This window comes from Mesorhizobium sp. M7A.F.Ce.TU.012.03.2.1 (assembly GCF_004006095.1).
GTDB lineage: Bacteria > Pseudomonadota > Alphaproteobacteria > Rhizobiales > Rhizobiaceae > Mesorhizobium.
On the sequence record NZ_CP034779.1, the window covers coordinates 5,163,938 to 5,185,036 of the forward strand.

Annotated in this window: 21 protein-coding genes; 8 read left to right on the top strand and 13 right to left on the bottom strand. The window is 62.5% G+C overall.

Going from position 1 to position 21,099, the window contains the following annotated elements; genetic code table 11:
- The first annotated feature begins 104 nt into the window (after positions 1 to 104).
- The gene (locus tag EJ079_RS25595; RefSeq protein WP_127810499.1) at positions 105 to 1,256 is read left to right on the top strand and encodes a GGDEF domain-containing protein; all 1,152 of its coding nucleotides are present in this window, start codon (positions 105 to 107) and stop codon (positions 1,254 to 1,256) included.
- Between the two features lie 49 nt (positions 1,257 to 1,305).
- Here EJ079_RS25595 and EJ079_RS25600 read toward each other — a convergent pair whose 3' ends face one another.
- The 6 genes from EJ079_RS25600 to urtA form a co-directional block, all read right to left on the bottom strand.
- Positions 1,306 to 1,482 (bottom strand): hypothetical protein, encoded by a 177-nt coding sequence (locus EJ079_RS25600; RefSeq protein ID WP_081738697.1) that lies wholly within the window; start codon positions 1,480 to 1,482, stop codon positions 1,306 to 1,308.
- A gap of 271 nt (positions 1,483 to 1,753) precedes the next feature.
- On the bottom strand, positions 1,754 to 2,449 hold the full coding sequence (urtE, locus tag EJ079_RS25605; protein ID WP_127810500.1) for an urea ABC transporter ATP-binding subunit UrtE: 696 nt from the start codon (positions 2,447 to 2,449) through the stop codon (positions 1,754 to 1,756).
- A gap of 69 nt (positions 2,450 to 2,518) precedes the next feature.
- On the bottom strand, positions 2,519 to 3,265 hold the full coding sequence (gene urtD / locus EJ079_RS25610; RefSeq protein ID WP_127271299.1) for an urea ABC transporter ATP-binding protein UrtD: 747 nt from the start codon (positions 3,263 to 3,265) through the stop codon (positions 2,519 to 2,521).
- Between the two features lie 6 nt (positions 3,266 to 3,271).
- Positions 3,272 to 4,504, bottom strand: a complete 1,233-nt coding sequence (urtC, locus tag EJ079_RS25615) for an urea ABC transporter permease subunit UrtC (protein ID WP_127810501.1) — start codon at positions 4,502 to 4,504, stop codon at positions 3,272 to 3,274.
- Positions 4,501 to 6,114: an urea ABC transporter permease subunit UrtB gene (gene urtB, locus EJ079_RS25620; RefSeq protein WP_127271301.1), complete on the bottom strand. Its 1,614-nt coding sequence runs from the start codon at positions 6,112 to 6,114 to the stop codon at positions 4,501 to 4,503. The genes urtC and urtB overlap by 4 nt, the downstream gene beginning before the upstream one ends.
- A gap of 108 nt (positions 6,115 to 6,222) precedes the next feature.
- Positions 6,223 to 7,533, bottom strand: a complete 1,311-nt coding sequence (gene urtA, locus EJ079_RS25625; RefSeq protein WP_027036733.1) for an urea ABC transporter substrate-binding protein — start codon at positions 7,531 to 7,533, stop codon at positions 6,223 to 6,225.
- A 309-nt stretch (positions 7,534 to 7,842) separates the two neighbouring features.
- Here urtA and EJ079_RS25630 point away from each other — a divergent pair, with 309 nt between their 5' ends.
- Positions 7,843 to 8,256: a hypothetical protein gene (locus tag EJ079_RS25630; protein WP_127810502.1), complete on the top strand. Its 414-nt coding sequence runs from the start codon at positions 7,843 to 7,845 to the stop codon at positions 8,254 to 8,256.
- Positions 8,257 to 8,319: 63 nt separating this feature from the next.
- On the opposite strand, the gene EJ079_RS25635 is transcribed toward EJ079_RS25630, so the two are convergent.
- The 3 genes from EJ079_RS25635 to EJ079_RS25645 form a co-directional block, all read right to left on the bottom strand.
- Positions 8,320 to 9,891: a GMC family oxidoreductase gene (locus EJ079_RS25635; protein WP_127810503.1), complete on the bottom strand. Its 1,572-nt coding sequence runs from the start codon at positions 9,889 to 9,891 to the stop codon at positions 8,320 to 8,322.
- Positions 9,892 to 9,937: 46 nt separating this feature from the next.
- Positions 9,938 to 10,468: a gluconate 2-dehydrogenase subunit 3 family protein gene (locus EJ079_RS25640; protein WP_127810504.1), complete on the bottom strand. Its 531-nt coding sequence runs from the start codon at positions 10,466 to 10,468 to the stop codon at positions 9,938 to 9,940.
- Positions 10,469 to 10,555: 87 nt separating this feature from the next.
- Positions 10,556 to 10,951: a VOC family protein gene (locus EJ079_RS25645; RefSeq protein ID WP_127271303.1), complete on the bottom strand. Its 396-nt coding sequence runs from the start codon at positions 10,949 to 10,951 to the stop codon at positions 10,556 to 10,558.
- A 208-nt stretch (positions 10,952 to 11,159) separates the two neighbouring features.
- On the opposite strand from EJ079_RS25645, the gene EJ079_RS25650 reads away from it, so the two are divergent.
- Positions 11,160 to 11,465 (top strand): ribbon-helix-helix domain-containing protein, encoded by a 306-nt coding sequence (locus EJ079_RS25650; protein ID WP_127268969.1) that lies wholly within the window; start codon positions 11,160 to 11,162, stop codon positions 11,463 to 11,465.
- On the opposite strand, the gene EJ079_RS25655 is transcribed toward EJ079_RS25650, so the two are convergent.
- Together EJ079_RS25655 and EJ079_RS25660 are read right to left on the bottom strand one after the other, a co-directional pair.
- Positions 11,462 to 12,172: a purine-nucleoside phosphorylase gene (locus tag EJ079_RS25655; RefSeq protein WP_127810505.1), complete on the bottom strand. Its 711-nt coding sequence runs from the start codon at positions 12,170 to 12,172 to the stop codon at positions 11,462 to 11,464. The genes EJ079_RS25650 and EJ079_RS25655 overlap by 4 nt on opposite strands.
- Positions 12,173 to 12,258: 86 nt before the next feature.
- Positions 12,259 to 14,832, bottom strand: a complete 2,574-nt coding sequence (locus tag EJ079_RS25660; protein WP_127810506.1) for an ATP-binding protein — start codon at positions 14,830 to 14,832, stop codon at positions 12,259 to 12,261.
- Positions 14,833 to 15,055: 223 nt separating this feature from the next.
- On the opposite strand from EJ079_RS25660, the gene EJ079_RS25665 reads away from it, so the two are divergent.
- Positions 15,056 to 15,799, top strand: a complete 744-nt coding sequence (locus EJ079_RS25665) for a flagellar biosynthetic protein FliO (RefSeq protein ID WP_127810507.1) — start codon at positions 15,056 to 15,058, stop codon at positions 15,797 to 15,799.
- 204 nt (positions 15,800 to 16,003) lie between these two features.
- Here the strand turns inward: EJ079_RS25665 and dksA are convergent, their stop codons facing one another.
- The gene (dksA, locus tag EJ079_RS25670; protein WP_013531862.1) at positions 16,004 to 16,420 is read right to left on the bottom strand and encodes an RNA polymerase-binding protein DksA; all 417 of its coding nucleotides are present in this window, start codon (positions 16,418 to 16,420) and stop codon (positions 16,004 to 16,006) included.
- 329 nt (positions 16,421 to 16,749) lie between these two features.
- Here dksA and EJ079_RS25675 point away from each other — a divergent pair, with 329 nt between their 5' ends.
- The 4 genes from EJ079_RS25675 (at position 16,750) to EJ079_RS25690 (ending at position 20,572) form a co-directional block, all read left to right on the top strand.
- Complete coding sequence (locus tag EJ079_RS25675; protein ID WP_127810508.1) at positions 16,750 to 17,253, top strand: histidine phosphatase family protein; 504 nt, start codon at positions 16,750 to 16,752, stop codon at positions 17,251 to 17,253.
- 63 nt (positions 17,254 to 17,316) lie between these two features.
- Positions 17,317 to 18,795, top strand: coding sequence for a YcjX family protein (locus tag EJ079_RS25680; RefSeq protein WP_127810509.1), 1,479 nt, complete (start codon positions 17,317 to 17,319; stop codon positions 18,793 to 18,795).
- The gene (locus EJ079_RS25685) at positions 18,792 to 19,883 is read left to right on the top strand and encodes a YcjF family protein (RefSeq protein ID WP_127810510.1); all 1,092 of its coding nucleotides are present in this window, start codon (positions 18,792 to 18,794) and stop codon (positions 19,881 to 19,883) included. Before EJ079_RS25680 ends, EJ079_RS25685 begins: the two co-directional genes overlap by 4 nt.
- Positions 19,884 to 20,017: 134 nt before the next feature.
- Complete coding sequence (locus EJ079_RS25690; RefSeq protein ID WP_127398986.1) at positions 20,018 to 20,572, top strand: hypothetical protein; 555 nt, start codon at positions 20,018 to 20,020, stop codon at positions 20,570 to 20,572.
- A 93-nt stretch (positions 20,573 to 20,665) separates the two neighbouring features.
- Here EJ079_RS25690 and EJ079_RS25695 read toward each other — a convergent pair whose 3' ends face one another.
- Positions 20,666 to 20,932 carry a hypothetical protein gene (locus tag EJ079_RS25695; protein WP_127271315.1) on the bottom strand — a complete coding sequence of 89 codons (267 nt, stop codon included), beginning with the start codon at positions 20,930 to 20,932 and terminating at the stop codon, positions 20,666 to 20,668.
- Between the last annotated feature and the right edge of the window lie 167 nt (positions 20,933 to 21,099).

A 21,099-nucleotide genomic window follows, 5' to 3' on the forward strand; every position in this document is an offset into this window, starting at 1 on the left:
CATGGCATCTTCGCCATCGTCGTAACCTTATCGATACCTCCTTGCTGCATGAATCCAGCTGAACCAGTCGCAAATCTGGGCCGCCGCAGGCAAGGACGAGGGGCATGTCGCTCGACTACACTTCACTTCTGCTGGCTGTCGGTTTTTCCGCTGCCTGCCTGAGCCTGACCTTGTTTGGCATGTGGCTGACCGCTCGCTCGGAAAAGTTCCTGCTGACATGCGCGGTCAGCCTGGTGTTCGTGGTCGGCGATATTTTTTTCTATGACGCCTATATCGATATGCCCGGGCGCCTGCTGGGCATCGCCACGCTGGCTTTCCTCCTGCTCGGTTTCTCGACAATGCTGGGCGCGGCCTACCAGTTCAGAACCGGCGGCTCGCCAGTGCCGCGAACGGCGTTTGGCAGCGCCATTTCGCTGGCCGTGACATTGCCTCCCATGGCTCTAGGCTATGACGGGCTGGGCTTCATGTTCGAAAATGCCTTCGCCGCCTTGCTTCTGTTCGCAACGGCGGTCGAATACTGGAAAGGCCGCGACGAAGCCCCTGCCCTGACAACCGGTATCACCGCGCTCTATTCGGCCACGGCCGCATCCTTTGCTCTCTGCGCCATGGTTTTGGCCTGGGAGGGAAAGCTGGTCCTTGGACATGCGCCAAGCAACTGGGCCGAGGAACTGAGCCTCATCATCGTTATCGCCAGCATGACCGGCATCGGAGCGCTTTCCCTGGCCCTGAACCAAGGGCGTCTGGCCCGGCATCACCGCCACAATGCCCTGACCGACCCGCTGACCGGCCTGCTCAACCGCCGCGCCCTATTCGACCTGCACGGCGATGCGCCGGTCGGTGCCTTCACGGCGGTGGTCGTCTTCGACCTCGACAACTTCAAGGCCATCAACGACGAATTCGGCCACGCCGCCGGCGATGAGGTGCTGAAGGTATTTGCACGGGAACTCGCCAGCAATCTTCGCCCGGGTGATGTCGCCGCGCGCATGGGCGGCGAGGAATTCGCGCTGGTGCTGAAGCGGACCTTGCCCGAAACGGTGGAGGCCACCGCCGAGGCCATCCGGGCAGCTTTCGCCGCGCACCACATCGAAACCGAGACAGGCTCGCTGATATGCACGGTCAGTGCCGGATTTGCTTTCGGCACCAAGGAAGGCCTCGGCTTCGACAAGGTGCTCAATGCCGCCGACAAGGCGCTCTATGACGCCAAGCGCGCCGGCCGCAACCGCGTCACCGCTTCTCCGTTCAAGCGCGCAGGCTGATCGCGTGTGTCAACACCGGCCTCTGATCGTGGCGAGACGAATGCAGCTCCTAGGCCGCCATGACAATCTCATTGAAGGTATCGAGATCGACATAGAAGACCTTGGTGATCTCCTCGATCAGATCGTCGTAATCGCAGCCCTGTGATCTCAAGATGTTGATGGCAGCGATGATATCGACACGTTCGATAAGCCGCCGCTTCTGGTAATCCTCGACGTAACGTTCCATGGCTGTCCCTTAGCCTGTGTGCCCAAACGCGTTTGAACGACAGAGATCGCAGGAGGGAAGCTAGGCAGCCTTGCTTGCGTGAAACTTGCCCGGCATTGGCCGTGCTCCTCGATCTGCGATAAACCAGACTGGTACGGAAGCGGCCGACTCACAAAAGCCTAGGAAAAGACTAGCACGCAGTTGCCGATGCACCAGAGACGCTGGTGCAGGGCCGGAGAAATACTGGACTTGCCAAGGACTTCGGATCGTCAACTGAAGTGCGTTGGCGATTCTAGACCGTCAGGAACTTCCTGACATCAGCACGGTCCAGATCTTCCGCCGGACCGGTATGGACGATCACGCCACGGTCCATGATGTTGACTTCGTCGGCCAACTCGCGACAGAAATCGAGATATTGTTCGACCAGAAGCACGGCGATGCCGGCCTGGTCACGCAGGTAGCGGATGGCGCGGCCGATGTCCTTGATGATCGACGGCTGGATGCCCTCGGTCGGCTCGTCGAGCACCAGCAGTTTCGGCCGCATCACCAGCGCCCGTCCGATGGCGAGCTGCTGCTGCTGGCCCCCGGAAAGATCACCGCCGCGGCGGCCGAGCATCTGCTTCAGCACCGGGAACAATTCGAAGACATGCGTCGGAATGTTGCGGTCGGCCCGTTTCAGCGGCGCAAAGCCTGATTCCAGGTTCTCCCGCACGGTGAGCAGCGGAAAGACCTCCCTGCCCTGCGGTACGAATGCGATGCCCGACCGGGCGCGGTCATACGCCGCGCTCCGGTCGAGCGCCTTCCCCTCGAAGGCAACGCTTCCGCTCGTCAGCCGGTGGTGGCCGACGATCGATCTCATCAAACTGGTCTTGCCGACGCCGTTGCGGCCGAGCACGCAGGTGATCTTGCCGGCGCCCGCCTTCAGCGACACGCCGCGCAGTGCCTGGGCGGCGCCGTAGTGCAGCGTGGCATTGGAAACTTCGAGCATGTCAGCGCCTTTTCCAGAACCGCAGAAACGACAGATCGAAATGATGGAACTGCACCCGCCAGACCATGCTCATCTCCCCAGATAGACTTCGACGACACGCTCGTCGGCCGACACGAAATCGAGTGTGCCTTCCGAGAGCACCGAGCCCTCATGCAGGCAGGTGACCTTGACGCCGAGCTCGCGCACGAAATGCATGTCATGCTCGACGACGATGACCGAATGGTCGCGGGCGATGTCCTTGAGCAGACGAGCGGTTTCCTCGGTCTCGGCATCGGTCATGCCGGCGACCGGTTCGTCGACCAGAAGCAGTTTCGGGTCCTGTGCCAGGAGCATGCCGATCTCGAGCCACTGCTTTTGTCCATGGCTCAGATTGGCCGCCAGTTCGTCACGCTTGTCGCCAAGCCGGATGATGCCGAGAATGTCATCGATCTGCCGCGTCTCGGCGGTCGAGCGGCGATGGAACAGCGCCGGGAAGATCGAGCGCGGTCCCTTCAGCGCCAACATCAGGTTTTCCTCGATCGTGTGGCTTTCGAACACGGTCGGCTTCTGAAACTTGCGGCCGATGCCCATCATGGCGATTTCGGCCTCGTCATGCTTGGTCAGATCGACCTGGCCGTCGAAGAACACGTCGCCTTCGTCGGGCCGCGTCTTGCCGGTGACGATGTCCATCATCGTCGTCTTGCCGGCGCCGTTGGGGCCGATGATGGCGCGCATCTCACCCTTGTCGAGCACCAGCGACAGATTGTTGATGGCGCGAAAGCCGTCGAAGGAGACCGAGACGCCGTCGAGATAAAGGATCGTGTTCGACTTTGACATGGTCGCTCACTCCGCCGGCTGCGGTTCGGGGTTGCTGGCGGACCAGTCGCCGGGCTTGCTCGCCTCGCTGCGAACGATTTTAGCCGGCGTCGGAACCTCGGGGTCGCTGCCGGCTTCCTCGGCAATCGAAGCTGCCCGCAACGCCTTGGCGTTGCCGCGCCAACTGTCCCACATGCCGATGATGCCTTTGGGCAGCAAAAGCGTGACGGCGACGAACAGCCCGCCCAGTGCAAACAGCCAGAACTCCGGTAGCACGCCGGTGAACCAGGATTTGCCGGCATTGACCAGCAGCGCACCGATGATCGGTCCGACGATGGTGCCGCGCCCGCCGACAGCCGCCCAGACGACGACTTCAATCGAATTGGCCGGCTCGAACTCGCCCGGATTGATGATGCCGACCTGCGGCACGTAGAGCGCGCCGGCTATGCCGGCCATGACAGCCGAGACGGTGAAGGCGAACAGTTTCACGTTCTCGGCCCGCCAGCCGAGGAAGCGCGTGCGGCTCTCGGCATCGCGCACCGCCATCAGGAGCTTGCCGTATTTGGAGCCGACGATCGCCCAGGTGACGAAGACGGCAAGTGCCAGCATCACGGCGCTGGCCGCGAACAGCGCCGAACGCGTCGCGTCGGCCTGCACGTTGAAGCCGAGAATATCCTTGAAATCGGTCAGGCCGTTGTTGCCGCCGAACCCCATGTCGTTGCGAAAAAAGGCAAGCAGCAGCGCGTAGGTCATCGCCTGGGTGATGATCGAGAGATAAACGCCGGTGACGCGGCTGCGGAAGGCGAACCAGCCAAAGACGAAAGCGAGCAGGCCGGGCACCGCGAGCACCATGAGGCCGGCGAACCAGAAATGGTCGAAACCGTACCAGAACCAGGGCAATTCCTTGTAGTTCAGGAACACCATGAAGTCGGGCAAGATGGGATTGCCGTAAACGCCGCGCGAACCGATCTGCCGCATCAGATACATGCCCATCGCATAGCCGCCGAGCGCGAAGAAGGCGCCGTGACCGAGCGAGAGGATGCCGCAATAGCCCCAGACCAGGTCAAGCGCCAAGGCGAGCAGCGCATAGCAGAGATATTTGCCTGTCAGCGCGACGATGTAGGAAGGGACGTAGAAGGCGCTGGTGGGAGACACCGCAAGGTTGAGCAGCGGCACAAGGACGGCCACCGCCAGCAGGATGAAGATCGTGATGGCGATGCGGCGGTCCGCGCCGGCGGCAAAGAAGCGTCCCGTGATCATGCTTCCACCGCCCTGCCCTTGAGCGCGAACAGGCCGCGCGGGCGCTTCTGGATGAACAGGATGATCAGCACCAGCACGACGATCTTGCCGAGCACCGCGCCCGCATAGGGCTCGAGGAACTTGTTGACGATGCCGAGCGAGAAGGCGCCGACCAGCGTGCCCCACAGATTGCCGACGCCGCCGAAGACGACGACCATGAAGCTGTCGATGATGTAGCCGCGACCGAGATTGGGCGAGACGTTGTCGATCTGGCTGAGCGCGACGCCGGCAATGCCTGCAATGCCGGAGCCGAGCGCGAAGGTCAGCGCGTCTACCCATGGCGTCCTGATGCCCATCGAGGCGGCCATGCGCCGGTTGGCGGTGACGGCGCGCATCTGCAGGCCCCAGGGCGTGCGCTTCATCACGTAGAGCAGGATGCCGAAGACAGCGAGCGCGAAAACCAGGATCCACAGCCGGTTCCAGGTGATCGCCAACTGTCCGAGATTGAACGAGCCCGACATCCAGGATGGGTTGCCGACCTCCTGGTTGGTCGGCCCGAAGATCGAGCGCACGGCCTGCTGCAGGATCAGCGAGACGCCCCATGTCGCCAGCAGCGTTTCAAGCGGCCGGCCATAGAGGAAACGGATGACGCCGCGCTCGATGATCAGGCCAACAAGGGCCGCGACGAGGAAGGCCAGCGGCAGCGCAATGACCAGCGACCAGTCGAACAGGCCGGGAAAGGAGGTGCGGATCACCTGCTGGACGACGAAGGTCGTGTAGGCGCCGAGCATGACCATCTCGCCATGCGCCATGTTGATGACACCCATGACGCCGAAGGTAATGGCAAGGCCGATTGCCGCCAGCAGCAGCACCGAGCCCAGCGAGATGCCGTACCAGATGTTCTGCCCGGCATCCCAGAAGGCCAGCGTCGAATTGATGTTGGCGATTGCGGTCGTCGCCGCTTGCTTGACCGCGTCGGTGGAATTCGCCTCGACCGAGGTGAGCAGGGAAACCGCATCGCGGTCGCCACGCGCGCCGATCAGGGCAATTGCAGCGAGCTTGTCGGCTTCGGGCCGGTCGGAGACCAGAACGGAGGCGGCACGAGCCTGTTCGAGCAGCGCCTTGACGCTGGCCACGGTCTCACTGGCGATTGCCGTGTCGAGCGGTCCGATGTTTGCGGCGTCGGGAGTCTTGAACATGGTGTCGGCGGCGGCAACACGCACGGCCGGGTCCTTGGCGCCGAGCGTCAGCGTGCCCAACGCATCGCGTATGACGCGACGCAGCGTGTTGTTGACCTTGATCTTGGTGATGCCGTCCTTGGCCGCTTCGCCCGACGCCTCGCCGCTCAACGGGTCGGAAAGCTGGACGCTTTCGCCCGCTTCCTTGCCGACAAACACAAGGGAATCAGCCTTGCGGACATACAGGTTGCCGTCGGCAAGTGCCGCAAGCGGCCGCTCTACCGCCGGATCGCCGGCGGCCGCCAGTTCGTGGACGACGGCCCCGATCTCGGAAAAGCCCTTGGCCGTGGCGAATTTGGCGATGATGCCGCGCAGATCGGCTTCGCCGGCGCCGGAGGACGACAGTGTCGCCAGCAGGAACAACAGCATCAAACCCGTGCGGATCAAGATCATCGGTCTCTGGTAACCCCTGAAGGTTGAAGTGGGCGTCCGGACGGCGGAGGAAGCCGTCCGGACGCGCGCGGTCATGGGCATGGACCTGAAGGTCCAGCCCGGGGAGGATCAGTTCGTGCCCTTGCCGCCGCACTTGCCGGTGGCAACATTGAAGTTGCCGCAGGACAGAGGCGCGCGCCAATCGGAGATCAGGTCCTTGGAATCAGGCAGATAGTCGGACCACTCGTCACCCATCACCAGGCCCGGCGTGCGCGACACGGTTTCGAACTGGCCGTCGGCCTGGATTTCGCCGATCAGCACCGGCTTGGTGATGTGGTGGTTCGGCATCATCGTCGAATAGCCGCCGGTCAGGTTCGGCACCGACACGCCGATCATGGCGTCGATGACCTTGTCCGGATCGGTGGTGCCGGCCTTCTCGACCGCCTTCACCCACATGTTGAAGCCGATATAATGGGCTTCCATCGGATCGTTGGTGGTGCGCTTGTCGTTCTTGATGAACTTGTGCCAGTCGGCGATGAACTTCTTGTTCTCGGGCGTGTCGACGCTCTCGAAATAGTTCCAGGCGGCGAGATGGCCGACCAGCGGCGCGGTGTCGAGACCGGCTAGCTCTTCCTCGCCGACCGAGAAGGCCATGACCGGGATGTCCTCGGCCTTGATGCCCTGGTTGCCGAGTTCCTTGTAGAACGGCACGTTGGCGTCGCCGTTGACGGTCGAGACGACGGCGGTCTTCTTGCCGGCCGAACCGAACTTCTTGATCGCCGAAACTTCGGTCTGCCAGTCGGAGAAGCCGAACGGCGTGTAATTGACCATGATGTCTTCAGCCGCCACGCCCTTGGCCTTCAGATAGGCCTCGAGGATCTTGTTGGTGGTGCGCGGATAGACGTAGTCGGTGCCTTCCAGCACCCAGCGCTTCACCGAACCACCATCCTCGCTCATCAGATAGTCGACAGCCGGGATGGCCTGCTGGTTCGGCGCCGCACCGGTGTAGAACACGTTGCGCTCGCTTTCCTCGCCCTCATACTGGACGGGGTAGAACAGGATATTGTCGAGTTCCGAGAACACCGGCAGCACCGATTTGCGCGACACCGAGGTCCAGCAGCCGAACACCGCCGCGACCTTGTCCTTGGAGATCAGTTCGCGCGCTTTTTCGGCAAACAGCGGCCAGTTGGAAGCCGGATCGACGACGACCGCCTCGAGCTTCTTGCCGAGCAGACCACCCTTGGCGTTCTGCTCGTCGATGAGCATCAGCATGGCGTCCTTCAGCGTCGTCTCCGAAATCGCCATGGTCCCCGACAGCGAATGGAGAATGCCGACCTTGATCGTGTCGTCGGCGGCCTTGACCGGAGCGGACGTCAACAGGCCGGCGGCGACCACACCAGCCGAAAACATTTTTGTTATTGTCGAGAAATTACCCCTCATATTACAGACTCCCAAGCTAGTTGATTGCACCGCAACTCTACAAAGCAACCCCCATGCCAACCGCTCTGGCAATCCCGAAAGGGCACAAATAAATTATAGATATCAGCACCTTGGAATATAGGGCTTACAAAACAAAGAGAGGTGGCCAGAAATCGATTGAGGGAATTTTGCGCAGCTTGCGCAGCCTCTGCCTATTTTTCGATCATTTACCAAATCTGCCTAGATTTTGAACTCACCAGTGCCTCAGGCGACCGATGTTGCGGCGCGGTGCAAAAATAGGGCAAGCTCGCTCTTCAAGCGAGCGACGTCATGGTTTCAGGTATTTCACGTATTTTCATCGGCATACTGCTTCTGGCTGCAGCAACCGTGGCCGCGCGAGCCGATTTCAGCAACGGCAAGATGCCTGACGGCGCCTATCATTGCGAAGTGTACCTGCTTGGCATGTTCCTCAGCCTCGGCGACATCACCATCAAGGGGAACGTCTACAGCGGCCCCGTCTACGCCAGCCTCGGCGTCTTCGGCACCGCGCGGCAGGGCTACAACTACCAAATGGACGCAAACGGCGTGATCTCGTGGCTGGGGCCGCTGGGCGGATATACCGCCGGCGGCAATTCACTGTCGCTGACCCAGGCGACGCTGGACGGCGAAACCGTGCCCTCCTTCGACATCATCATGAAGCAGCCCGACGGCGCCTTCACCGCCTCGACCTGCACCAAGCAGTGAGGCGGCAAGAAAAAGGCGCGGAACCTTGCGGGTCCGCGCCAGCAGTCCGTCGGGAGGATGTGACTAGATCGTCTTGGCCGACATCTGCGCCGCGATATAGTCGGCCTGGCGGATCGCGAGCGACACGATCGTCAGGGTCGGGTTTTCGGCGGCACCGGTGGTGAACTGGCTGCCATCGGACACGAACAGGTTCTTGATGTCGTGCGCCTGGCCGTGCTTGTTGACGACGCCGTCTTCCGCTTTCTCGCTCATCCGGTTGGTGCCGAGATTGTGGGTCGACGGATAGGGTGGCGTCGGGAAGATGCGGGTGGCGCCGACCGCATCGTAGAGTGCCGTAGCCTGCTTGTAGGCGTGGTTGCGCATCGCGGTGTCGTTCGGATGGTCGTCGAAATGCACGTCGGCGATCGGCATGCCGTGCGCGTCCTTCTCGTCGGCATGCAGTGTGATGCGGTTCTCCGCGCGCGGCATGTCCTCACCGACGATCCAAAGGCCGGCCATGTGGTCGTAGTGATCGAGTGCTGTGGTGAACGAGCGCCCCCATGCGCCCGGATCAAGAAACGCTGCCATGAACGGCAGGCCGAGCGACAGCGTCTCGAACTCATAGCCACCAACGAAACCGCGCGATGGATCATGCCGCGCCTCGTCGCGGATGATGCCGGCCATGGTCGTGCCGCGATACATGTGCACCGGTCTGTCGAAGATGGCATAGACCGAGCCGGTGGTGTGACGCATGTAGTTCTTGCCGACCTGACCCGACGAGTTGGCAAGCCCATCGGGGAATTTCCCCGACGCCGAATTGAGCAGCAGCCGCGGGCTCTCGATCGAATTGCCGGCAACCGCGACGATGCGCGCCTTCTGCTCCTGCAGCTTGCCGTCCTTGTCGGCGTAGACAACGCCGGTCACCTTTCCGCTGGCGTCATGGTTGATCTTGATCGCCATGGCATTCGGCCTGACTTCGAGATGGCCTGTCGCCTCTCCCTTGGGTATCTCGGTGTAGAGCGTCGACCATTTGGCGCCCCATTTACAGCCCTGGAAGCAGAAGCCGGTCTGCTGGCAGGACATGCGGTCGTCGCGATCGACCGAGTTGATCGCCATGTTGCCGGTGTGGCATTCCTTGTAGCCGAGCTTGTCGGCGCCGGCCTTCAACACCTTGAAATTGTTGTTGCCCGGCAGCCGCGGCCAGTCATTGGTGCCGGTGACGCCCATCTTGGCTTCAGCCTTGGCATAGTAGGGCTCCATCTCGGCCAGCGTGATCGGCCAATCGAGCAGGTTGGCGCCTTCCAGTTTGCCGTAGGTCGACAGCCCCTTGAACTCATGCTCCTGGAAGCGCAGCGAAGCTCCCGCCCAATGCGTGGTCGAACCGCCGACCGACTTGACGATCCAGGCCGGCAGGTTGGGAAAGTCCTTGGCCACACGCCAGTCGCCCGACGTGGTGCGCTTGTCGGTCCAGGCGAGCTGGCTGAACGAACCCCACTCGTCATTGATGAAGTCTTCGTATTCGTGGCGCGCGCCGGCTTCCAGGATGACGACGTCGACACCCTTCTGGGCGAGTTCGTTGCCGAGCGTGCCGCCGCCGGCGCCCGAGCCGATGATGACGACCACGCCATCGTTGTTCAGATCAAATGAAGCTGCCATGGTTTCCTCCCATGATTTCTGTTTGCGGGTTCAAGAACGACGGGGCTCAGAGCCACTCGATGTCGTCGAAACCGCGCGCGATGTAGCCGCCCTTGGAATAGGACTCGCCCTCGTAACCGAAGATCGGCCACACCTCTTTCTGGTTGTAGAGGCTGACCACGAGGCCACCCCGGATGGCCTGGAAGAACGGCGTCGCCTCGATTTGCTTCAGCACGGCGACGCGCTGGTCCTCCCAGCCAAGGCCGCGGTAGCCGCCGTCACCGGACTTCTTGTCGAGGTCGGCGATGCCATCTTCGAGCATCGCCTTGTAGACGGCGTCCTTGCCGGCCTGCTCGTCATGACCCTTCACGGCAATGGCGTAATATTTGTCCGGAACCTGATCGTGCGGATAGATGTCACGCGCCATCTGGATCAGCGTCGCCATGGTTTCGGGCTTGAGTGCCGATGTCTCCAGTCCCCAGGCATGCTCGGGGCTGATGACGGCGCTGCCTGAGATGACGAGCAGCGCGCCGATGCCGCCGCGTTTGAGAAGCTCTCGACGGGACAGCCCGGGCTTCGCGTCATAGATCGTGACCATTTTATTCCTCCCTGCTTGCTATGTGCGCTCTCTTCAGAACGCCGTTGCTGGCGCGCTGCCCCCGTCAGGGGACGGCTGCGATGTCTCCTATTGGAAGCGACCTCCGCGTTGCAGAACCTCGATCTTGTAGCCGTCGGGATCCTCGATGAAGAAAAAGCGGGCGATCAGCGACCCGTCGCGGTTGAACTCGACGATCTTCTTCGGGTTGAGCCCGAGCGCGCCGAGACGATCATGTTCGCCGTCGAGATCGACGACCGAGACCGCCAGGTGACCGTAGCCGTCGCCGAGCCCGTAAGGCTCCTGCCGATCCTTGTTCACGGTCAGTTCGAGCTCGAACCCTGCTTCGGCATTGCTGAGGTAAATGAGCGTGAATGTCTCGAAATCCAGCCTGTCGGCGACATCGAGCCCGAAGGCGTTTCTGTAGAAATCGAGCGATCGGGCTTCGTCGAGAACCCGGATCATACTGTGGATCGCCTTGGCCAAATCAGTCTCCGTTCTGGTGTGGAGGCGATTATGCGCGGCACTGACAAAAGGTGGTGGCAGCCGGTTACCACGCCCGCAGCCGCGAACGGGACGAAAGTCCGATTGCCGGACCGGCAATTTTGCCCGAGAATGCATGTGGGGACAGGTCAAGCAGTATCAAACTGCACGCCCGTCCACCCAAGACCAACAATCATGGGAGGTTTGTCGCATGTGCAGGGTGTTTGCGGGCCAGGATCCCGAAGGCTATCGCCAGATCAACCGGTCGATTCGCATCGACGGCCACTCGACCAGCATCCAGCTCGAAGCGACATTCTGGGCTTTGCTGGACGAAATCGCCGAAAACCAGGATTTGACGACGCCAAAATTCATTTCGAAGCTTTATGACGAAGCCATCGAGATCAACGGCGCCATCCCGAACTTTGCGTCGATGCTGCGCACCACCTGCGCGCTCTATCTGCGCGGCCATCGGCCGGGAATGGATGAGCAGATGGTGCCGAAGCGGGAGGCTGCTTAGCCCGCTTCCACAGCGACAGCGAGCGCCAGACGGGTCATGTCGGTGAAAAGCGCCTGGCGCTCGGAATAGTCGGTCTGTTCGCCGGTCTCGATGTTGTCGACCACGACACACATCGACAGCGCGCGCGCTCCGAAATGCTGCGATATGCGATATAGCGCGCTGGTTTCCATATCCACGGCCAGGGCTCCTTGCGCCCGCGCAACGGCAAAACGGGCGCGCCCCTCCGGGTGATAGAAGATGTCGCTGCACACCGTCAGGCCGGCATGATGGTCGATGCCGAATTCTACCGCCTTGGCCAGTGACGATGCGAGGAGCGCCGGGTCGGGGCCAGCGGGTCCATAAAGGCCGAAAACCTGGCCGCTCTGGGCGCTTTCCGCCTGTGCCGATTGCGAGATGACAAGGCTGCGCAGTTTTGCCTTTGCGGTCAGGCTGCCGCAGGTGCCGGTGCGGATCAACGTCCGGGCGCCATAATGGTCCAGCAATTCATGCGCATAGATCAGAAACGATGAAACGCCGATGCCCGTCGCCTGAATGCTGACGGGTTTGCCGCCAAACAGCCCGGTGAAGCCAAGCGCGCCGCGGCGGCGATTGATGCAGCGCGGCGCTTCCAGGAACGTTTGCGCCATCCACTCGGCGCGCTGCGGGTCACCCGGCAACAAAACCGTGTCGGCGTAGTCGTCCTTGTCCGCTTCGTTGTGCGGCGTCACCAGTTGCTCCCCTAAGCCTTCCTGCCGTTTCACCCGCAATCATGGCGTTGTCACGGCGTTGTGCAAGGTGGAACATGGGAAAGGCTCTAAGACTCCAGCACGTCCTTGACGATCGTCGCCAGTTGCTTGAGCGAAAACGGCTTGGGCAGAAAGCCGAAATGCGCATCTGCCGGGAGGTTTCTGGCGAATGCGTCCTCGGCGTAGCCGGACACGAAGACGAACTTGATGTCCGGCTGGCGCTTGCGCAATTCACCAAGCAGTGTCGGTCCGTCCATTTCCGGCATGACCACGTCGGAAACGACGATATCGACCTTGCCGCCCAGCGCCTCGAACACTTCCAGCGCCTCGACGCCCGACGATGCCTCGTGCACGGTGTAGCCACGCGAGGTCAGCGCCCGCATGCCGCCCATGCGCACGGCATCCTCGTCCTCGACGAGCAGCACCGTGGCCGAGCCCGACAGATCCTTGGCCGGATCGGCGACCTTTGCCGGCGTCGCCGGCGCATCGCCGGGCTCGCCTGCTTTTTTCGCTTTGGCGATGTGACGCGGCAGGAAAATGCGGAAAGTCGAGCCTTTGCCGACTTCGGAATCGCAGAAGATGAAGCCGCCGGTCTGCTTGATGATGCCATAGACCATCGACAGGCCAAGGCCAGTGCCCTTGCCGACTTCCTTGGTTGTGAAGAAAGGCTCGAAAATCTTCTTCAGCACGTCGGGCGCGATGCCGCTGCCGGTGTCCTCGACTTCGACCACGACATAGTCCGCCGGGGCGAGTTCGCGGTAGGAAAAGGCCTTGCACTCCTCGGCGGTCACATTGCGGGTGCGCACGGTGAGATCGCCGCCCGCCGGCATTGCGTCGCGCGCGTTGACCGCAAGGTTGACGACCACCTGCTCGAACTGCCCGATATCGACCTTGACCGGCCACAGGTCGCGGCCATGATCAACCTTCAGCTTGATGTCGTTGCCGACAAGGCGGGCGAGCAGCATCCTGAGATCGGCGAGTACGTCGGTCAGGTTGAGCACTTCCGGCCGCAATGTCTGCTTGCGCGAGAAGGCCAGAAGCTGCCGCACCAGCGAAGCCGCCCGGTTGGCGTTCTGCTTGATGTTCATGATGTCGGGGAAGGAGGGGTCCGACGGACGGTGATTGGTCAACAAAAGGTCGGACGCCATGATGATGGCGGTCAGCACATTGTTGAAATCATGCGCGATGCCGCCGGCAAGCTGGCCGACCGCCTGCATCTTCTGGCTCTGCGCCATCTGCCCTTCGAGCGCCTTCTGCTCCGTCGTCTCGACGGCGTAGACGATGGCCGACTCCTCGGCGCCCTCGCCACCGGTGCCGTCGGCGACGGCATTGACGTAGAAGCGGATGTGCCGTTCGTCGTTGCCGGGCAAAAGCGTGTCGATCGGCTCGATGTCGGCCTGCCGCTGCTGCGCTTTCTCGAAGGCAGCCGCGAAGGCCGGCCGGTCGCGTTCGTGGATCACCGTGTCGAGCCTTACGCGACGGTCGACGGCGTCGCGATCGACGACAGACGAAAACAGCGACAGGAACGGCGCATTGGTGCGCAGGATGCGCCCATTGTGGTCGACGCCGGCGATCGCCATCGGTGTCGAGTTGAAGAAGCGGGTGAAGCGCACTTCCGAAGCCCGCAAATCGGCAGAGGCATCCTCGCCTTGCGTGCGGTTGAGCACGATCGTGCGTGTCGGCCCGTTCAATCCTTCGCGGCTGGCCGAAACACGGTGCATGAAGCGCACCGGCAGCGCTTCGCCCGTCGTGGTCGTCAGGTCGAGATCGATCACCGCGTTGCGTGTGGTGCCGGGGTCGGCCTTGACCGAGCGGACCAGCGCCATGCCGTCGCCGGCCACGATCTTCGACAGAGACACGGCGCCGGGCGTGAAGCTGGTGAGGTCGATGCCAAGCCATTCGGCGAGCGTGGCGTTGATATAGGTGACGCGGCCCTCCTGGTCGGCCGAAAAGAAGCCGGCCGGCGCGTGGTCGAGGTGATCGATCGCCTTCTGCAGGTCGAGGAAGAAGCGCTCCTGCTCGGCCCGCTCCTGCGAGATGTCGGCAAGCTGCCAGGCCAGCATCGGCAGCCGCTGGCCTGGAACGCTGAAGGCGCGGGCGCGGGCCCGGTACCAGCGGGCGCCAGGCTCGGCACCGGGCCGAATGGACTGTGCGAGCCTAAACTCGCCGTCGCCCGACTGGCCGTCGCGCAGGCCGGACGCCAGGCGATAGATCGTCACCGAGGCTTCGGGGACATCCGAGAGCAATCCCTCGACGGTCTTCAGATCGGCAGCGGACGATGCTCCGGTCATATCCGCATAGGCGCGATTGGCGTAGACGACGCGGCCCTTGGTGTCGGTGACGAGAAGCCCCTGCGACATCGAATCGACGAAGGATTTCGACAGTTCGTCGCCTGTCGAGCGTGGCGTGACCTGCACGAAGCCGATCGCCGTCGCAAACAGAAAGCCGACGCCGATCATCGCCAGCACGCCGAGCATGCCGAGCAGGAAAGGATCGCCGAGGCGCTCGCGGAAAAGCCCGAAGACGATCGCCGCCCCCGTCAGAACGACGATGAAAATGATAAGCCGGGTGACCGCGCCGGGTCGCGTATTCTGGTCGACGATCGGTACCGGATAGAAATCGCCGCGCGCTTCCTTGGCCATGTGCCCCCTGCTCGTGAATTCCGGTGTTCCGACACCCGCCCCTAGCGGGTTGAATCACATTCTCCTAGTCCGGAAAAGGCCTGGGCGGCAAATGTCGGATAAAAATGATGTCTTCCGGGCTTCGGAGTTTTTCTAGCTGTTCACCGGCGTGAAACGCAACTTGCGGTAGCCCGCTGCAACGGTCTAGTGTCTCGTCACTTCCAAGGGCGATCAGGGGAACCCAATGCAATGGCTCGATAGCGTGGCAGGTCCCGGTTATGCCGCAGCATTGCTGTGGACGTTTGCAGCGCTTGTCCTGCTGGTCATCGTTCTCGTCATCATCAAGCTGGTGCGCAACCTGACATTCGGAACCTTCGTCGCCGGTGGCCGGAACCGCAAGACGCGACTGGCCGTCATGGATGCCACCGCCGTCGACAGCCATCGCAGGTTGGTGCTGATACGCCGTGACGATATCGAGCACCTGCTTCTGATCGGCGGCCCGACCGACGTCGTCGTCGAGCGCGATATCCGACTTTCGGCGCTACGCCGGCCGGCATTGACTGGAGACGGTGGCTTGCAGCCGGTCCCGGCCACCGCGGCCCCGGCAGCAACAAGGCCACGTCCGCCGCAACCCGCTCCGCCGCCGGCCAGACAGGCACCCGCTCCACAGCCGGTGAACACGACGCCCGCCCGCCCGCGTCCAACAGCGCGGCCGGCACCTGCACCGAAGCCGGCAACGCAAAGCTATCAGCCGACCAATGTCACGCCGTTGCCGGCCTACGGCTCCGCCAATGCCAACACCGCCCGGCACGCCCCGCCACCACCGCAGCCGGTGCAAGACAGCATCGACGACACGCTGATGAGGGAGCTCGAAGTGTCGCTAGACCAGCCCCGTTCGGGCGGCCCGGTGGGCAAGCCGGCGGCGCCGCAGTCGCTCGACGACGAGATGACCAAGCTTCTCGGCGAACTCTCCAGTCAGAAGAGATGAGCGACGGCCGGGTCGCTATCCCGCGAAACATCGCCGCCGGTCCGCTACCGAACCACCTCGTCCAAGCGCAAAATATCAAGGGTTTGCGGCCTTCGCGCGCCTCAGAGCGGTGGATGCCGCACCAATAGAAATGGCCGGAAAACCGGCCATTTTCAGGATCGAGTTCGTTCGGGACAGCCGGCCGTGCGCCGCCGGCCTTGACCTTCAGTCGTCGCGATAGACTTTTTCGCGGCGCTCATGCCGCTCCTGCGCTTCGATCGACAATGTCGCGATCGGACGCGCATCGAGCCGCTTCAGCGCGATCGGCTCGCCGGTCTCTTCGCAATAGCCGTAAGTGCCTTCGTCGATGCGCTGCAGGGCGGAGTCGATCTTTGCAATGAGCTTGCGCTGACGGTCACGGGCCCTGAGTTCGATGGCACGGTCGGTTTCCGAAGAGGCGCGATCGGCCAGATCGGGGTGGTTGGCGTTTTCTTGCTGCAGGATTTCCAGTGTTTCGCGCGCTTCGCGCAATATGTCATTCTTCCAGGTGACGAGCTTTGAGCGGAAGTAGGATTTCTGCCGCTCGTTCATGAACGGCTCGTCTTCGGAGGGTACGTAATCGGCGGTAACGATGTCGTTCATTCGACTCACCCAAACTGCCCCAAATTTGGCGCCTATATATTCGTCGTCCGACGCCTGCACAAGCGCAATCGGCCGCTGTTTCACGCAATTGTTAAAGTACCCCGCCACGGGTCTTTGCAGCCGCGTACGGTCGCTTTGGTACAAACTCCGCCGAGACACTTTGGATCCGGTGGCACATGCTTTCCGAGATCGGCCGTGATCCCGGGGCGAACGCAAGCGCCTTTGCAGCAAGCAGCATTGGGTGATTCGCTGTGTCTGAAGAGCACGGGCATTGTGCGCAACGCCGTTCTCGTGGCTAATCCCGGGAGGCTTCGGCATTCGGAGGTTGGGTGAGCAGGCTTTATCTGTTGCGACATGCAAAGGCTGGCTGGGCACTGCCCGGTATGCGGGATTTCGATCGCCCGCTCGACGCGTCCGGCCGTTCCGATGCCGAAATGATGGGCGCCGCCATGCGCTCCCGCCTCTATGTTCCGGACCGCACGCTCTGCTCCAATGCCAAACGCGCCAAGGAGACGCTGGAAAGCCTGGCCGGCCAGACCGACACCGGCCGGGTCCTGTTCTTCGACGCGCTCTACAGCGCGGACGCGGCCGGTTACCTCCACCTTATCCGCGACAATGGCGGATCGGGCTCATTGCTGGTCATTGGCCACAACCCGATGATGGAAGACCTCACCATGGCAGTTTCGGGCGACGGCGACGAAACCGCGCGGGCCACGCTGAACCACGGGTTTCCGACCGCGGGCCTGGCGGTCGTCCGCTTCGACGGCGATCTTGCCAGCGCCGCCCAAGGCGCCGGCTATCTCGAAGCGTTCCTGACGCCGGCCGATCTCTGAAGCCATTTCAAAGCCTGGTTGTAGAGCCTATATCGGACGGACCGAAGTCCGAGAGAGCATATTTTGGCATCATCGCTGACCACCTTCACCGACGAGGCGAGGATTGCCCTCGACACGCTGTCAGGCCGCGCCACCGGGCTTTTTTCCCCATCGCTGCGCCTCGGCGTGACCGGATTGTCCCGCGCCGGCAAAACGGTGTTCATATCGGCCCTAGTCCACAATTTGATCCATGGCGGCCGCCTGCCGCTGTTCGAGGCGCAGAAATCTGGGCGCATCGCCCGCGCCTTCCTCGAGCAGCAGCCCGACGACGCGGTGCCGCGTTTCCAGTACGAGGACCACATCGCCGCCCTGGTCAACGATCGTGCCTGGCCCGATTCGACGCGCGCCATTTCGGAACTGCGGCTGACCATCGAATATGAATCGGCTTCCGGCTGGAGCCGCATGTTTTCTTCAGGCAGACTGTCGGTCGATATCGTCGATTATCCCGGCGAATGGCTGCTCGATCTGCCCCTGCTCGGCAAATCCTTCGCCGATTTTTCGCACGAAGCCTTTGAAATGGCCGTTCTGCCGGTGCGCGAGGACCTGTCGCAGGCTTGGCGGGCGCTGTCGGCTGGGATCGATCCGGACGCCGATGCCGACGAGATGACGGCGCGCCGCCTGGCCGAAAGCTTCGCCGCCTATCTGAAGGCCTGCAAGCTCGACGAGCGGGCGCTTTCGACTTTGCCGCCCGGCCGTTTCCTGATGCCGGGCGATCTCGAAGGCTCGCCGGCACTGACTTTCGCGCCCCTGGCCGGGATCGGCGACAGGCGTCCGCGCGCAGGGTCGCTGCACGCCATGATGGACCGGCGCTACGAGGCCTACAAGACCCATGTCGTCAAACCCTTCTTCCGCGAACACATCACCCGCCTCGATCGCCAGATCGTGCTGATCGACGCCATGCAGGCGCTGAACGCCGGCCCCGGCGCCATGGCCGACCTGGAACGCGCGGTAACCGAGATCCTTAGCTGTTTCCGACCCGGCCGGGGCAGTTTCCTCACCGACCTGTTCTCGCGGCGGATCGACCGCATCCTGGTTGCCGCGACCAAAGCCGACCATCTGCATCACGAAAGCCATGACCGCCTGCAGTCGATCGTGCGGCGGCTTGCCGACCGCGCCGTGGCACGGGCGAATTTCACCGGCGCCGACGTCGATGTGGTCGCCATGGCGGCGGTGCGCGCGACGCGCGAAGGCACCGTCAAGCAAGGCCGAGAGACGTTGCCAGTCATTATCGGCACGCCGATCGCCGGCGAGAAGATCAACGCCGAAACCTTCGATGGAAAAACTGAAACAGCCATATTTCCTGGTGATTTACCGGAGAAAATTGATGCGGTTTTTGATCTTTCGGGAGCCGATCACAAGCAGGATGCCGCGGACCCTGCAATCCGCTTCGTCCGTTTCCGTCCCCCAAAGCTAGAACGCACGGCCGAAGGTATCACCCTGTCGCTGCCGCATATCAGGCTCGACCGTGCCTTGCAGTTCCTGATCGGAGATCATCTGGCATGACCGCGCCCCGCAAGCCGGCAGCGTTCCGCATCGAGCCGGAAGCCGAACCAAGGCAAGAGGAGCCGCAGGCGCGCCGTGCCCAGGCCGACATCCAGCGTAAACCCCGCGCGATGAAGACCGATGTCGCGATGGTCATCCCGGCGGAAGTCGATGTCTTCGACGAGCCCGACTTCATTGCCGCGGAGCCGCCGCCGGCCATTGCCCCCAGGAAGCGTTCGCTGCTCGGCAGCATCTTCTTCGGCGCCTTTGGCGTGCTTGTTTCGCTGGCGGTCGGCCTATGGACCGACGAACTCATACGCGACCTCTTCGCGCGCGCCGAATGGCTGGGCTGGCTGGCGGCGGGCATGGCCGCCATTGCCGTGCTGGCGCTTGTGGTTATCCTGATTCGCGAATTCCTGGCGATCGCCCGCCTCGCCGAGGTCGAAAAGCTGCAGAAGCGTGCGCTCGACGCGATCGCCCGCGACGATCCCAAGGCGGCACGATCGGTCGTCGACGAATTGTCGGCCTTTGTCGCGGCCAAACCCGAAACCGCGGCCGGCCGGCGCGCGCTGGCCGAACTGCGCGGCGAAATCATCGACGGCGGCAATCTCGTGCGCCTGGCCGAGGCAGAAATTCTGGGCCCCCTCGATGCCAGGGCGAAGGTGATGATTCTCGAAGCCGCCAAACGCGTTTCGCTGGTGACGGCGGTCAGTCCACGCGCACTCGTCGATGTCGCCTATGTCGTGTTCGAGGCGGGGCGGCTCATTCGCCGTCTCTCGGAACTCTATGGCGGGCGGCCCGGAACGCTGGGTTTCTTCCGCCTGGCGCGCAGCGTGCTGGCGCATCTGGCGGTCACCGGCTCGATCGCCGTCGGTGACAGTTTCGTCCAGCAGATCGTCGGCCACGGCCTGGCCGCGCGCCTTTCGGCCAAGCTTGGCGAGGGCGTCGTCAACGGCATGATGACGGCGCGCATCGGCATCGCCGCGATGGAGACGGCGCGACCCCTGCCCTTCAGCGCCGCCAAGCGTCCCGGATTGGGCGACTTCCTCTCGGCGCTGACATCGTTCGCAACCAGGAAAGACGGTGAAACGACCCGATCCGGCAAGTGAGCCGGCTGGAGTGTCTGGATCTTCGGAATTGTTACCGGACTGCTTTGCGGCGGCCTCGCGGTGACGAAGCATTAACCAATCTTGTTCATGGTCAGACGGGTTCCAAACAGCATCTTTGTTGCCGGGTGTCGTCGATGAAAAGCGTAATTCTATCCAGCGTCCTGCCCCTGGCAACGGTGATTGCGGCAGTCGTCGGCCTTGCCGGAGTGGCCTCTGCGGCGGAGCCGGACAAGCAGTTCTTCCAGGCGGCAGAAGGCAAGTGGATCGGACCCGGCGAAATTGTCGCCGGCAAGTACAAAGGCACCAAGTTCAACTGCAGCTTCACCGGCTCGACGCCCGACGGCAAGGTCGGCATGTCGCTCGACGGCGGCTGCCGGGTTGGCATGTTCACCCAGCAGATGTCGGCCAAGATCGAGCGCAAGGGCCGCGAGGGCTACAAGGGCAGCTTTATGGGTGGCGCGGCCGGTTCCGGCCTCGACATCATCGGCGGCAACGTCGTCGATCCCCGCAAAGTGGTCTTCACCATCAACCGCAACCAGCTCCGCGGCGTCATGCAGGCTCGCATCCCTGACGACAATTCGATGACAGTGACTATTGCCGTGCGCGTCGACGACCAATTGGTGCCGGTGATCGGCATGAGCCTGAAGCGCGTCGACGCAGTCGAAGTCGGCTCCATCGCGCCGAACTGAAAAATCCGAAAAAAAGGCGGCGACCCAACGGTCACCGCCCTCTCCCTTGACCAATCGAATCAGGCGCTTAGGCCTTGATCTCAAATCAGGGCGTTAGCCTTTGATTGTGGCCGTCAGTTCGTCATAGGCCTTGCAGGCGTCGGCCAATGTCGTAGCGCCCTGATACTTGGTTGTCACCGCCTGGACCTTGGCCGTCAGATCAGCCGCTTTGGACGGGTCCTTGGTAATCGCTTCCTGCAGCGCGGTAGCCATGTCCTGCGCCTTCTTGGTCGCGATTTCCGCCGTGCACTCGGGCGCCTTCGAGCAAGCCGAACCGGCAAGCACCGCCAGGCCGACGGCAACAAACAAAAACTTCTTCATGTCAGTCATCTCCTCAAAAAGGGCGCGACTTGATCGTCGATCACCCTCCAATGGCCGAAGCCGAGCGTCCTTAGCCTTCGATTGCGGCAAGATGCAACGTGTTCCCGGCCTCAACTTGTGTATCGCGCCTGCAACATCGGCGGCGGCCCGGATTCAGGCTATTTTAT

Coding starts and splice junctions, on each gene's coding strand:
- EJ079_RS25595 (WP_127810499.1), top strand. CDS start 105: ATGTCGCTCGACTACACTTCACTTCTGCTGGCTGTCGGTTTTTCCGCT.
- EJ079_RS25600 (WP_081738697.1), bottom strand. CDS start 1,482: ATGGAACGTTACGTCGAGGATTACCAGAAGCGGCGGCTTATCGAACGT.
- urtE (WP_127810500.1), bottom strand. CDS start 2,449: ATGCTCGAAGTTTCCAATGCCACGCTGCACTACGGCGCCGCCCAGGCA.
- urtD (WP_127271299.1), bottom strand. CDS start 3,265: ATGTCAAAGTCGAACACGATCCTTTATCTCGACGGCGTCTCGGTCTCC.
- urtC (WP_127810501.1), bottom strand. CDS start 4,504: ATGATCACGGGACGCTTCTTTGCCGCCGGCGCGGACCGCCGCATCGCC.
- urtB (WP_127271301.1), bottom strand. CDS start 6,114: ATGATCTTGATCCGCACGGGTTTGATGCTGTTGTTCCTGCTGGCGACA.
- urtA (WP_027036733.1), bottom strand. CDS start 7,533: ATGAGGGGTAATTTCTCGACAATAACAAAAATGTTTTCGGCTGGTGTG.
- EJ079_RS25630 (WP_127810502.1), top strand. CDS start 7,843: ATGGTTTCAGGTATTTCACGTATTTTCATCGGCATACTGCTTCTGGCT.
- EJ079_RS25635 (WP_127810503.1), bottom strand. CDS start 9,891: ATGGCAGCTTCATTTGATCTGAACAACGATGGCGTGGTCGTCATCATC.
- EJ079_RS25640 (WP_127810504.1), bottom strand. CDS start 10,468: ATGGTCACGATCTATGACGCGAAGCCCGGGCTGTCCCGTCGAGAGCTT.
- EJ079_RS25650 (WP_127268969.1), top strand. CDS start 11,160: ATGTGCAGGGTGTTTGCGGGCCAGGATCCCGAAGGCTATCGCCAGATC.
- EJ079_RS25660 (WP_127810506.1), bottom strand. CDS start 14,832: ATGGCCAAGGAAGCGCGCGGCGATTTCTATCCGGTACCGATCGTCGAC.
- EJ079_RS25665 (WP_127810507.1), top strand. CDS start 15,056: ATGCAATGGCTCGATAGCGTGGCAGGTCCCGGTTATGCCGCAGCATTG.
- dksA (WP_013531862.1), bottom strand. CDS start 16,420: ATGAACGACATCGTTACCGCCGATTACGTACCCTCCGAAGACGAGCCG.
- EJ079_RS25685 (WP_127810510.1), top strand. CDS start 18,792: ATGACCGCGCCCCGCAAGCCGGCAGCGTTCCGCATCGAGCCGGAAGCC.
- EJ079_RS25690 (WP_127398986.1), top strand. CDS start 20,018: ATGAAAAGCGTAATTCTATCCAGCGTCCTGCCCCTGGCAACGGTGATT.
- EJ079_RS25695 (WP_127271315.1), bottom strand. CDS start 20,932: ATGAAGAAGTTTTTGTTTGTTGCCGTCGGCCTGGCGGTGCTTGCCGGT.